Source organism: Viridibacillus sp. FSL E2-0187 (genome assembly GCF_038006425.1).
GTDB lineage: Bacteria > Bacillota > Bacilli > Bacillales_A > Planococcaceae > Viridibacillus > Viridibacillus arvi.
On record NZ_JBBOVG010000001.1, the window covers coordinates 709,269 to 722,495 of the forward strand.

The window sequence follows — 13,227 nt, forward strand, 5'->3', positions numbered from 1 at the left end:
CCTCATTTGTTACGTTGCGATTTTATAAAGTCTATGTAGTTTTTAATAACCTCAATTTCTTCCTCTGTTACATTATCATCTATATGGGCTGCTATAGTTTCAATCGTTTTTTCTTTTAGGGATAATTCCTTTGTAGTTGAAAATGAAGGATCAATTCTTGATTTTTCAACATTTAAGGCAGTAGCCATTTTCTCTACATTGCTAATATTAATGAGCGTTTTACAATTTAAATAATCAGAAAGCGTACTTTTTGATATACCAGATAACTCACTAAGTTTGATTTGATTTAAATTGTTCATTTTAAGTAGCTCTTTAATATTCTTGGCAATCTCCTTTTTGAGAGGTAAATCCCTGTCAAACATATTATTTCCTCCAATCACCTAAAATAGTTAAATTAATCATAATCGAATATAACGTTATACGCAACGAAAAATCCGGAAATAATCGGAAAAATAATGAAAAATTAGAAATTAATCGTTTTACAATCCGGAAAAATTCGGATAATATACAACTAATAGAAATAGTGAATTGAAAGAAGCATACTAACCGAACCTTGTTGGAATAATAGATGGAGCTACTCAATTCGTAATTGGCAACTTTTCATTAACTCTTGTAACTAATACATTTGGGAGGTAGTAGTATGAAGCGATTTAATCATTTAGCAAATATGGATTTTATTGAAAAAGAGATACAAGGAGAAGAGGATGAAATAATTCATCACAAAGGAAAGTTACTATGCAAAGTATCTCGAAAAGCTAAAGTTGGCGACTATGTTCGTTTCCATAATCTACACCATTCATATGAATTTAAAGAAAAAACGATAAACGGAAAATTGTATAAAGTGTTCAAGCAAGGTGGATACGAAGATGGAGGCGTGTATTTTGATGAGGAGGGCAATGAAAGAGATGTCCTTGGTTGGGAGATAGATCCGATTCCAGATGTATTTGAAGTATGTGGTGTTTATGATCGTGCTCCATATAATGCTTCTGAAACTGCTCATAATGAACAAGAAACGTTAACCATAAATAACGTGCAGGCGATTGTAAACAGAGTACAACAACTTCAAGTTGATAAGGGAGTCTATCGACATCAGATAATTAATTATTATTTTGGATTTGAATGTGCGAGTATACAATTAACTGAAGATGCTTTTCTGTCTATTTTTACGAGCTACACACATGAAAATTACGATGGACAATATACGAAATTAAGAGCTTTGATGAATGGGATTGAATTTTTTTGCTTGAAAGAAAAACAGCCCTAAACGATTTTTCAAATCAGAAAGGAGAAATTTTATTATTTGCGTAAAGTTTTTCTACGTGGAGAAAAAGAGAAGAAATATTTCTTCTCTTTTTTTATTGATGATTTTAAGGGTGGCTCTACATAGCAAATGACAAACAGGAGCAGAGAGGCTTGTCTTGATGAAAGAGAATTTAATTATGCCTATTACTTGGAAGTACACAATGCATGTGTAAAAACTTGTAATGAGTTTTATTTGAGCCAAGCAATTTTAAGAATTATTGAGGAAGGATCTAATTGAATTCTACTAGCAAGACCCTTACCTCTATTGAAAAAAGATTAGCGTGTCATAAAGGTAGAATGAATTAATTGTTTCACTTTTTTCTAAGGTCCATTTTTGACATTTGATATGTTAAAAGATCAATTTGCTTTTGCATCTCTTCTAACTGTCTTGATTGTTCTTTAAGCAAATGTGACTGTTTTTTACTCAATCTTTGTTCTTCTTCTAATTCTTGCAACTCTGCCAATGCCGCAATAGTTAATATTGCCTCACCTAGTGTTGTAATAGCAGCACCGATTACATGAAGTTTGGCGGGCTGATTTTCTGGTGATTCAAAACCTTTTTCAAAGTGTTGTTTGCGATTACGATTAGGATTATTTTCTTTCATTGTCATGCCTCCCCTTGGCTATTTTATGTTTTTTAAACAAGTCATGAAACTCGTCCATGGATTGTTTATGGAAATGAGGAACTTTAAATTGAGAAATAATGAAAGGAAATAAACCCTGTAATGAATAATTAATTTTTAGGTATTATTAACCAATTATGAGAAAAATTAAAATAAGTATTTGATTTAGAACGTTTGTTCGTATATTATTGAGTTGTAAGTACTTACTAATAACAAACAAAGGGGATGTTAGTATGGTGAAAATCTTTATTGATCCAGGACACGGTGGGAGCGATCCAGGGGCTATAGGGAACGGAATTCAGGAAAAGGACATTACGCTAAAAATTGGGACAAAGATTAGAGACATTCTTACAGCGGAATATAATAATGTATCGATTTTAATGTCTCGCACAGGTGACTCGTTTCCAAGTCTGACGGATCGTACGAATGCAGCAAATGCATGGGGAGCTGATTTCTTCCTCTCAGTGCATATTAACGCTGGCGGTGGAACTGGCTTTGAAAGTTATGTGTATCCAGGGGTTGGGGCACCCTCTACAACGTATCAAAATAATATTCACTCAGAAATTATGCAAGTGAATCAGTTAACGGACCGTGGTAAAAAACAATCCGATCTGCATGTTTTACGCGAATCGAATATGCCTGCACTATTAACTGAGAATGGATTTATCGATACTGTAAGTGATGCTACAAAGATGAAAAATGATACGTGGATTGCAAATGTAGCTCGTGGGCATGTGAATGGTTTAGTTAAATGCTTCAATCTACCGAAGAAGGACTCTGCGACTTATCATACGGTTGTTTCAGGTGACACGGTGTATTCATTGAGCGTAAAATACGGTAGTACAGTTGATCAAATCAAAACGTGGAATAATCTTAATAGCAACTATACGATTTATTTAGGACAAGTATTAAGAGTGAAATAGCAAAAAAATATCATAAAAGCGCATCCGATTGGGTGTGCTTTTTACCTACTCAGGAAAGGTGGAGACTAAACATTGGAGAAAACCGTAGAAGTCGATCATCTTTTATATAATCATGAGGGGCGTATAAAACAGTTAGAAGTGAATGACTTAGACAAAGAAAAACGTTTGCGTGCAGTGGAGCAGTCTTATTTGAAATTAGAAAATACGATACTACAAGAAAATCGAGATACACGTCTGCTATTTCAAAATACTATTCAAAATCAGTGGGATCTTATTAAATCTCGTGATGCAGCAGTTGAAAATGATAAAAATCGAAATTACGATTTAGAAAAGAGTAATTTAGAAAGACGAACGGAATTGGCTATAAAGTTACTTGGTACGGGAGGATTACTGTATTTATGTATTCAATTACTCTTTGAATGGATATCTAAATGATGTATTTTATGATGCTCCCTGCTTTTGCAGTGAGCATTTTTATTTATAAAAAAATACTACATAATTCTTAAAGAAATTTTCCTTTGCTCAGAAATTCAAATAATCTTTTAGTGTAGCAACGACACTAACATGTAGCTCTCCCTATTTTGAATTAATTCTTTTAAAGTTTGGAAGCTGGGTACGATTAAATAACTCAAACATATATTGTATATAAGGTTTAGATGAAACAATATTCGTGCGTGATATTAATAAATGAAGGAGGACGATCTTTTGACAGCAAGCAAACCTAACATTCTGCTGGGAAGTCCTGTTCGTCAGAGTCCTAAAGTACTAAATGAATTTTTATCAGCAGTTTCTAATTTGCGAAAAGATCAATTTAATTTAGATGTTTTTTTTCTTGAGAATAACGAGGATTTACTCTCAACCAACTTACTTATAGAATTTCAAGAGCAAAATAACAACATACGAATTGAACATGCTGAGGTTTCGGATGTGTATGCTCGTAACGACCATACACATTATTGGAATGAGCAACTTATATGGAAAGTAGCAGATTATAAGAATCAGATAATTGATATCGCTATTAATGAAAATTATGATTATTTATTTTTAGTTGATTCAGATTTAATTCTTCACCCAGATACGATTGACTGGCTACTAAAAGCAGATAAGGATATTATTTCGGAAATTTTCTGGACGAAATGGCAACCAGAGGCACATGCACAACCTCAAGTGTGGGTATCAAATGAATATACGCAATTCGAGCAACAACGAGGAGAGTATTTGACAGAGGAAGAAAAATCAGCCCGATATATGCACTTCCTCACAAAATTAAGAATACCTGGAGTTTACGAAGTTGGCGGGCTAGGGGCTTGCACTTTAATCAGTCGAAAAGCTCTTCTTGCAGGAGTGAATTTTAAACAGATAAAAAATCTCTCATTCTGGGGAGAAGATCGACATTTTTGTATTCGAGCTGGTGCACTAGGATTATCCATGCATGTGGATACACATGTCCCACCTTTGCATTTGTATCGCGAATCAGATTTGGAGCAAGTAGAAGTTTATAAAAAAAGTTGGGAAACACCTAGTAATCAAGTTGAGGTCATAACTAAGGGGAAGCCAAAACTAACGCTTTCTATGGTAGTGAAAAATGAAAGTGGTCGTTATCTCAAACAGGCACTTGAATCGCATCGGAAGTTTATCGATGAAGCTGTTATAATTGACGACGGTAGCACTGATGATACTGTAGCTGTGTGTTTAGAAGTTTTAAAGGACATTCCTGTTCGAATGGTAAAAAACGTAGAATCAAAATTCGGAAATGAAGTTGAACTTAGAAAACAGCAATGGGAGGAGACAATTAGTACGAATCCCGATTGGATTTTGAATCTAGATGCTGATGAAATTTTTGAGGATAAGTTCGCTGAGGAAGTGCATAAACTGCTGGAGCAGAATGAATTCGATCTTTATAGTTTTCGGTTATATGACTTCTGGAAGTTGACTCATTATAGAGAAGATGAATATTGGCAGGCACATCTATATTATCGACCTTTTTTACTTAGATACCGTAAAGGCTTTGATTATACTTGGAAAGAAACCCCTCAACATTGTGGTCGTTATCCTCAAAACATATTCAATTTGCCTAACAGTATTAGCCAGTTACGTTTAAAGCATTTAGGGTGGGCAAATGAGCAAGAGCGTTTGCAAAAATTTGAGCGCTATAAAACTTTGGATCCTGGAGCTAAGTATGGTGACATTAGGCAATACACCTCAATATTAGATGAAAACCCTAATTTGATTGAGTGGCAAGAATAATCAATTTAGAATAAGTAATTATTGAAGATTGCCGATTTGAAATGCAAAATGTAATTCAATTATAAATGGATTTTTAGATGTTCAAACACACCTCTAGTTGGTGTGTTTTTATTTAGTCATTTTTTATGGTTATTATAAAAGTAGTGAACTGCTTGAACCGTGGAGAAAAGTGAGAATTGACAGAGAAAATAAAGCATATACTAGTGAACCAATACGAAATTCACAAAACTTTAAGCTAGTAGAAAAGGGGGATAAATATGCAAAGCAGGCTTTCTTTATTTGTGAAAGTATTCATGCTTATGGTTAGTTTTTTATTATTTGGCCAGACGATTGATGCTGGTACTCAGGATTTAAATCTATTAAGAGAAGATATTGAAAAGATTGTAAAGGAACAGCTTGACGGAGCAGAAGTGAGTATTTCCGTGCGGCAAAAGAATTCTGGGCGTTTAATCTACTCATACAAAGGTGGTCAAGCAATCAAACCAGCATCAAATATGAAATTGTTGACCTCGGCAGCAGCATTAGATGTACTTGGAAATAATTATCGGTTTAAAACGCAACTGTTTACGAACGGTAAGATTTCAAATGGTTTGTTAAAGGGGGATCTGTACATAAAGGGTGAAGGGGACCCGACTTTAATGAAAGAAGATTTGGAGCAGTTTGCAGGGAAATTGAAAGCTAAAGGTATTCATACTGTGGAGGGCGATTTATTCGGGGATGATACATGGTTTGATAGTGAATTACTAACGCCGGGTATTGTATGGGATGATGAACCGTATTATTACGCTGCTCCTATAACGGCATTAACAACTTCGCCCAATACTGACTATGATACGGGGACTGTTATCGTAGATGTGTCTACAGGGTCAGTTGATACTCCACCTACCATTAAAGTCACACCTTATATTGGTGAAATGGAAATCATAAATAAAGCAAAGACAGTCAAAGAAACTGATGTGAACACATTAGATATTACGAGACTATACAAATCCAATCAAATTGTCGTTAGTGGAAATTTACCAATAGGTAAAACGGGGCGAGAGTGGATTACAGTAAAAAATCCGACCATACACACATTATCTTTGTTTCAATCAGTTTTAGAAGAAGCAGGCATCCAATTTATAAGTGGTCATACGCTTAAAGTAATGAAGACTCCTAAAAAAGCTACTTTGCTTGTTGAAAAAAGATCAATGCCATTAAAAGATATTATGATTCCATATATGAAACTTAGTAATAATGGGATTGCCGATATTTTAGTGAAAACGATGGGGCAAGTTGAAAGGCATGATGGGAGCACCAAAGCTGGTTTAAAAGTTGTAAAATCGTACGGCAAATCATTAAAACTTAATATGAAATCATGGGACTTTGAAGATGGTTCAGGTATGTCCCATAAGAATAGTGTAACTAGCAATGCTTTAACGGATATGCTTTACAAAGTTCAAAAAGAGAAAAGCTGGTACCAAACGTATTATACTAGTTTACCTGTAGCGGCAAATGCTGAACGAATGATAGGAGGTTCGTTGCGTAATCGTTTTAAAGACCCATTAACAGCTGGGAAAGTTATAGCAAAAACAGGGTCTCTCAATGCAGTCAATACATTAAGTGGATATGTGCAAGCAGATAGCGGTGAGTGGTACATTTTTAGCGTCCTTGTACAAAATAAAGAAGACACAATTCCAGTTATTGATAAAATAGTAACTACTATGGCAAAAGAATTGTAATAAAAGCACCTTCTAAAGCAGTTTTTAATCCTTTAGAAGGTTTTTTGTATTTTATTTTTATCTAGTTTTACTACTAATGAAAAAAACACGTGCATAGAGTATGGATGAGGTGGTTTTTTGAAAAATAATAACGATAAGATGGATAAGAAAGAACAGCAACTTCAACAGTTTGTCCGTGAAAACAAAGGGAAAATCATGACTTCAAATGAAGGTGTGAAAATCTCCAATGATGAAGACTCTTTAAAAGCGGGGGACCGAGGTCCGACGCTAATTGAAGATTTTCTTTTCCGTGAAAAGATGGCTCATTTTGATCGAGAGCGCATTCCGGAAAGAGTTGTGCATGCACGTGGATACGGAGCGTATGGTGAATTTGAATTGTATGAGTCACTTGAAGAATTAACAATGGCTAAATTCCTTAATGATCCTGCTGTCAAAACGCCATTATTTATACGCTTTTCACAAGTGGCAGGTTCTAAAGGGGTAAATGAAACGAATCGAGATGTCCGTGGTTTTGCTACGAAATTTTATACTGAAGAAGGTAATTTTGATTTAGTCGGCAACAATATTCCTGTGTTTTTCATTCAGGATAGTATTAAGTTCCCTGATCTAATCCACGCGGTTAAACCAGAGCCTAATAATGAAATTCCTCAAGGGCAAACAGCGCATGATACATTCTGGGATTTCATAGCAAATAATCAGGAGTCAGCTCATATGGCAATGTGGATTATGAGTGATAGAACCATTCCAAGAAGTTTCCGAATGATGCAAGGCTTTGGTGTACACACATTCCGATTCGTAAATAAGCATGGAAAATCCCGTTTTGTGAAATTTCATATAAAGCCAGTACTTGGCTTACGGTCACTCATTTGGGATGAGGCGCAGAAATTAGGTGGGGCAGATGCAGATTACCATAGAAGAGATTTATGGGAAAATATAGAACATGGTAATTATGCAGAATATGAACTTGGTATTCAAGTGTTGGAAGAAGCAGATGAATTTAAATTTGACTTTGATATATTAGACTCTACTAAATTATGGCCAGAAGAAGATATACCAGTTAGAATGATTGGGAAAATTACGTTGAATCGAAATGTTGATAATGTATTTGCTGAAACTGAGCAAGTCGCATTGCATCCCGGAAATATTGTGCGTGGTATTGATTTTACGAATGATCCACTTCTTCAAGGTCGACTATTTTCTTATTCGGATACACAGTTGTATCGCGTAGGTACGAATCATCAAGAGTTGCCGATTAATCGTCCGGTTTGTCCTTTTCATAATAATCAGCGTGATGGTGCTTCTCGCTATATCATCGACAAAGATCGAATAGCTTACCATAAAAACTCATTAGCAGATAATACACCTTACACAGTGCCAGGTTCAAAAGGTGGTTTTGTCACTTATCCTTCTTTAGTAGATGGAAGAAAAGTGAGAGAAACAGCGGAAAGTTTCGAAGATCACTTCTCACAAGCACGTATGTTTTGGAATAGTATGACGCCTGTGGAAAAAGAGCATATTATGCAAGCTTTTAGCTTTGAATTAGGTAAGGTACAAAGTGTCTCTGTAAGACAACAAGTTGTGAATATGCTAGGACATATTAGTACAGAGTTAGCGACGGTTGTTGCTACTGCATTAGGCATAGAGGTTCCGAAAGTACCAGAATCCCAAGTGAAAAAGTCATCACCAGCTTTAAGTCTATTTAATACGAAACTTTCACCAAAAACGCTAAAAGTAGGAGTTATTTTAGAGAGTGGGTTCAACGGTAGAGAAACAAATTATTTATTAGAGCAGTGGAAAAAAGTTGGACTTCAACCAGTCATTGTTCATGACGAATTAGGCGTAGTGAAAGGTACTGACGGTGTAGAATTAAAAGTAGATCAAAGTTTTTTAACTGGTTCACCTTTACTTTATGATGGTTTGTATGTAGGAGTAAGTACAAATGCAAATGAAAACACCCAATGGAAAACAAAGTCATTTGTAATAGATACGTATAATCATTTCAAACCAATTGGTGCTTCAGAAGCGGCTGCGCCAATTTTAGAGTCGCTAGGAATTTTAGGGAAGCCGGGTGTATTAGTAGATCAAAATCCGCAAACCTTCTCTAAGGAATTTATAGAAGCGATGACCATTCAACGTTTCTGGCAACGCGTATGAAATGAATAGGAAAGAATTCCAGGGAACCCTCAATTTAAAGGGTTCTTCTTTTTTGTATGGGCATTTGTCACGCCTTTTTGTTAATTGCATAAAATACGATGAAACGAATTATTTAATGAAAAGAGGTTTTTGATCAATGTCTATTTCTTACATGGATTTTACACAACCGAATGTAGAATTCTTTTTTGATTTAAATAAAAACAGATTATTTACGCGTAATAATGAAAATTTTATTAATAGTTTAGGTAGAAATAATTTAAATACGCTAGGTAATGTATCGCTTTTTGATATATTTTTAAGTAAAGATCGTATTATTGAACCGCATTATCATCAAAATGCTTCGGAGTTAGTATATTGTATTTCAGGATCAGCCGTTGTTTCTTTGATTAATCCATTTACTAATAAAGTTTCACATCTACCTATTACCCCAGGCCAAGTTGCGAACATTCCTCAAGGCTGGTGGCATTGGGAAATAGCAACCAAAGAAAAAACGCATTTGCTTGCGATTTTCGATGCACCGTATCCAGAATCTATATTAGGGTCAGACCTCCTTACAAAAACACCTACAGAAGTACTTGCTTATGCTTATTGTTTAGAGCCAAATCAATTGAAGAAAACACTTGCACCTTTAAATAACGAAACAATACTTATTGGTCCAACTGACAATTGTTTAAATCCGCCAAAGAATACCAACATAGAACAGCCTAGTGTTCCTATGACAAACTATCATCCTTATTATACCGCTGTACAGAATCCTTATTATTATGGAGGTGGGCATTGATCATACTTTGCATGTTGTTCGTGTATAAGGTTAGGGATTTTTTAATAAACATAAGGGATAAAGGACAAAATCGAAAGAAATTGAAATTCACAAGGTCGGTAAGTAAGGTGCCTTTATGCTTTTTTTAGAAGCTTTTTATAATAAATTTCATCCGCCTAATGAAAAGACAAAAGGACCGTCATCCAAGTGGATAACGGTCCTATTTTTATTTGAATAGATTAATGGTAGTGATTATGATTGGTATTGCAAAGACATCTATTAAAAATGCACCAACGATTGGTACGATTAAAAATGCTTTACGAGATGGACCAAAACGGTTTACAACAGCAGACATATTGGCCATGGCATTTGGTGTTGCACCTAATCCGTGTCCAGCAAAACCTGCAACCATAACAGCAGCGTCGTAGTTTTTTCCAAGGATGCGGAATAACACGAAGATACTAAATACGACGATAAATAATACTTGAACAAAGACGATCGCAAATAATGGTAATGCTAAATCTGCAATTTCCCAAAGTTTAATACTCATTAATGCCATTGATAGGAAGACTCCTAATGCCACATCACCGATTAAGTTGACACTCTTCATATGTACAGAGTGTGGTTTTATTTTGTCTAATACATTTCGTACAATGACAGCAGCAAACATAGCGCCAACATACCCAGGAAGTACAAACCCTGTAGCTTCTGAGAATAGTGTCCCCAGATATGTACCTACTGCCATACAGAATGTAATGATAAACACTTGGAATAAAAAAGATTCAGAAGTAATTGGATAGTCATCATCCTCATGGCTAGCAACTTCCTCTTCTTCTGCAGGTTTCAAGTCGTGTTTAGTGATTAAATATTTTACAATCGGACCACCTATTAGGCCACCTGCTACAAGACCGCATGTTGCAGCAGCAGCGCCAATAGTCATTGCTGAGGAAATTCCTAGATCCTCTAATGTTTGTCCGAACGCAGCAGCAGAACCATGGCCACCTTCCATTGATACAGCTCCAGCCATCATGCCGATTAAAGGATCGATGCCAAATAATGATGCAAGTGAGACACCGATTACATTTTGCATAAGCGCTAAAAAGCCACAAGCAAGCCAATAAACGATTAAAATCTTCCCGCCTAGCTTTACTAATTTAAAACTAGCACCTAAACCAACTGTCGTGAAAAAAGTAATCATAAATAAACTTTGTAAAGAAGTATCTAGTGAAATCTCTAAAGTGCCTGTTGCTTGTAAAATAGTTGCAATTGCTGCGAAAATTAAGCCCCCAACAACAGGTGCAGGTATACAAAAACGCTGTAAAATACCTATTTTTTTAATGAGGAAACTACCTAAAGTTAATAGAGCAACCGCTAAAAATACGGTTGTAATTTGATTGATTTCTAACATCTACCATACCCCTTTTTAAAAGAAACTATCGCTTCGTTGACGAAATACGCCCCTAATTTTGTCGTTCTTCCTCCTTCGTCTAACGATGGATTTACTTCACAAATATCAAATGACAACGTTTTGTCATGACTTGTTACAAATTGAATAATAGAGCGTACAATTTGTGGAGATAAGCCAAACGGAGAAGGTGCACTAACTCCAGGTGCAAATGCAGCGTTCAATACATCTGTACATAGTGTTAGCAACACTGCGTCATGGTTATCGATAAATTCTTGTATCTCGCTCTTATAAAGTTGAGATGTATCAGTAATTAACTCATCTTCATAAATGTAATGGACACCAAGTTCATCTGCTTTTTCGAATAATTCCATTGTATTGCCATAACGTTGAATACCAAGTACAAAATAGCTAGCATTCGTATCTTGTTCTAAAATTTGTCGGAACATCGTACCAGATGATGGCTCAATTTCATATGAGCGCAAGTCAAAATGAGCATCAATATTGATTATGCCGAGTTTTTTCTCGGGCCCAATCGCTTCTCTAATGCCTAAATAATGGCCATATAGAGTTTCGTGACCTCCTCCGAGCACGATACACTTAGATTTTGAATTCAAAATATTAGTGACAGCTTTCCCTAATTCAATTTGAGCTTCTTCAAGATGCGTATCTTTACATGCAATATTGCCAGCATCCTGTAATTTATTTTCAGTAGGCAGTACCCAAGGCAAACTTGATAATGAGGATCTAATAGCATTAGGAGCAGCAGCTGCGCCAAGACGACCTTGATTTCTTCTTACGCCTTCTTCGCATTCAAAGCCAATAATAGTTGAAGTGGGAGTTGTACATTCCTCAATTTCTTGAATATTAATTGGTTCTACTACTTGATGGTATCGAAAACTCACTCTGTTTGTCTGATGGTCTATACGTCCTTGCCATTGTTCTTTAGTAATCTTTGTGTACATATATTTCACCTCAACGTTTAGAATAATTAAAATTGATTGTAAATTCATTATATATTTCATTAATTATAATTTCTAATATATAATTATTATAAAATAATAGTTAAAAACTATAAGTGGAGAGAGATAATAAGTATGGATTTAAAACGATTATATTATTTCATCACAATTGTTAATAATAAAAGTTATTCAAAAGCAGCTGAAAAACTACACATTTCGCAACCTTCCTTAAGTAATGCAGTAAAAAAACTAGAACATGAAGTTGGAGCACCTTTACTTGAAAGAAGTACTCGGAAATTTGTATTAACGGATGCCGGTGAATTGCTATATACGAGAGCTACTATTATGTTATCTCAAATGGATATCATGAATAAAGAAATGAAGGAAGTAATAGCTGGAGGAAAAGGTGAAATTGTACTGGGTATTATTGAATCACTTAAGACTTGGTTGCCTAATTTGATCCATACCTATAAACAAAGCTATCCGGCAATGGTATTTAAGCTTTTTGACGTGCTAAGTGTTGAGCATGTTAAACACTCTCTTCAAACATATAAATCACATGCAATCATAACGAATCAACTGATTTATGATGAAGATATAGAATCGATCCCACTTTATCGGGAACAATTAGTAGCTGTGTTGCCTCAAGGACATTCACTAACAAAAAAAGCTAGTTTGAGCTTAGCTGATTTAGAGCAGGAATCATTTATTGTTAGTACAGAAGGTTTTCAAACACGAATAGATATTATAAATGCCTTCAAAGTTGCGCAATTAAAGTTAAACATTCAATTTGAGATAGAGCGTTTTGAAACAGCAGTTTCATTAGTGAGAAATAATTTAGGGGTTACAATTGTCCCTGAAAATTATGTTATGGAACCAATTGATAAGACTGTTGTTAAAAGGCCTATTGACCATCCTTCCCTTGAAAGAACGGTTTATCTAGCATATATGAAAAATCGGCACCTGCCAGTAGCGATACAACTCTTTTTACAGTCAGTCAAGCAGCATTTTGCAACCGATTAATCCTAGATAGTATACCTTTGAAAAAGTGGCAGATTATCTAGCATGGAAGACGGTTATAATGTGAGAAAGTCGCTTTTTTACTCAGTATAGGCAGAGTTTCTACCTAT

At 35.3% G+C, this 13,227-nt stretch carries 12 protein-coding genes; 8 read left to right on the top strand and 4 right to left on the bottom strand.

Going from position 1 to position 13,227, the window contains the following annotated elements:
- Positions 1–2: 2 nt before the first annotated feature.
- A complete protein-coding gene (locus MHH85_RS03365; RefSeq protein WP_340705944.1) occupies positions 3–362 on the bottom strand; it encodes a helix-turn-helix domain-containing protein in 360 nt (119 codons plus the stop codon).
- Between the two features lie 278 nt (positions 363–640).
- Here MHH85_RS03365 and MHH85_RS03370 point away from each other — a divergent pair, with 278 nt between their 5' ends.
- On the top strand, positions 641–1,264 hold the full coding sequence (locus tag MHH85_RS03370) for a hypothetical protein (RefSeq protein ID WP_340705945.1): 624 nt from the start codon (positions 641–643) through the stop codon (positions 1,262–1,264).
- 349 nt (positions 1,265–1,613) lie between these two features.
- Here MHH85_RS03370 and MHH85_RS03375 read toward each other — a convergent pair whose 3' ends face one another.
- Positions 1,614–1,907, bottom strand: coding sequence for a hypothetical protein (locus tag MHH85_RS03375; protein WP_340705946.1), 294 nt, complete (start codon positions 1,905–1,907; stop codon positions 1,614–1,616).
- A gap of 251 nt (positions 1,908–2,158) precedes the next feature.
- Here MHH85_RS03375 and MHH85_RS03380 point away from each other — a divergent pair, with 251 nt between their 5' ends.
- From MHH85_RS03380 to MHH85_RS03405, 6 genes are all read left to right on the top strand, one after another.
- On the top strand, positions 2,159–2,848 hold the full coding sequence (locus MHH85_RS03380) for an N-acetylmuramoyl-L-alanine amidase (protein ID WP_193740615.1): 690 nt from the start codon (positions 2,159–2,161) through the stop codon (positions 2,846–2,848).
- A gap of 72 nt (positions 2,849–2,920) precedes the next feature.
- The gene (locus tag MHH85_RS03385) at positions 2,921–3,283 is read left to right on the top strand and encodes a hypothetical protein (protein WP_340705947.1); all 363 of its coding nucleotides are present in this window, start codon (positions 2,921–2,923) and stop codon (positions 3,281–3,283) included.
- A gap of 270 nt (positions 3,284–3,553) precedes the next feature.
- Positions 3,554–5,095, top strand: a complete 1,542-nt coding sequence (locus tag MHH85_RS03390) for a glycosyltransferase (protein WP_340705948.1) — start codon at positions 3,554–3,556, stop codon at positions 5,093–5,095.
- A gap of 257 nt (positions 5,096–5,352) precedes the next feature.
- On the top strand, positions 5,353–6,816 hold the full coding sequence (dacB, locus tag MHH85_RS03395; RefSeq protein ID WP_340705949.1) for a D-alanyl-D-alanine carboxypeptidase/D-alanyl-D-alanine endopeptidase: 1,464 nt from the start codon (positions 5,353–5,355) through the stop codon (positions 6,814–6,816).
- 138 nt (positions 6,817–6,954) lie between these two features.
- Positions 6,955–8,970 (top strand): catalase, encoded by a 2,016-nt coding sequence (locus tag MHH85_RS03400; RefSeq protein ID WP_340708118.1) that lies wholly within the window; start codon positions 6,955–6,957, stop codon positions 8,968–8,970.
- A 136-nt stretch (positions 8,971–9,106) separates the two neighbouring features.
- Positions 9,107–9,751, top strand: coding sequence for a cupin domain-containing protein (locus tag MHH85_RS03405; protein WP_340705950.1), 645 nt, complete (start codon positions 9,107–9,109; stop codon positions 9,749–9,751).
- 205 nt (positions 9,752–9,956) lie between these two features.
- On the opposite strand, the gene gltS is transcribed toward MHH85_RS03405, so the two are convergent.
- Entirely contained in the window at positions 9,957–11,138 is a 1,182-nt protein-coding gene (gltS, locus tag MHH85_RS03410; RefSeq protein ID WP_340705951.1) for a sodium/glutamate symporter, read from the bottom strand.
- A complete protein-coding gene (hutG, locus tag MHH85_RS03415) occupies positions 11,132–12,100 on the bottom strand; it encodes a formimidoylglutamase (protein ID WP_340705952.1) in 969 nt (322 codons plus the stop codon). The genes gltS and hutG overlap by 7 nt, the downstream gene beginning before the upstream one ends.
- Positions 12,101–12,232: 132 nt before the next feature.
- Here hutG and MHH85_RS03420 point away from each other — a divergent pair, with 132 nt between their 5' ends.
- Positions 12,233–13,120 (top strand): LysR family transcriptional regulator, encoded by an 888-nt coding sequence (locus tag MHH85_RS03420; protein ID WP_340705953.1) that lies wholly within the window; start codon positions 12,233–12,235, stop codon positions 13,118–13,120.
- The last annotated feature ends 107 nt before the right edge of the window (positions 13,121–13,227 follow it).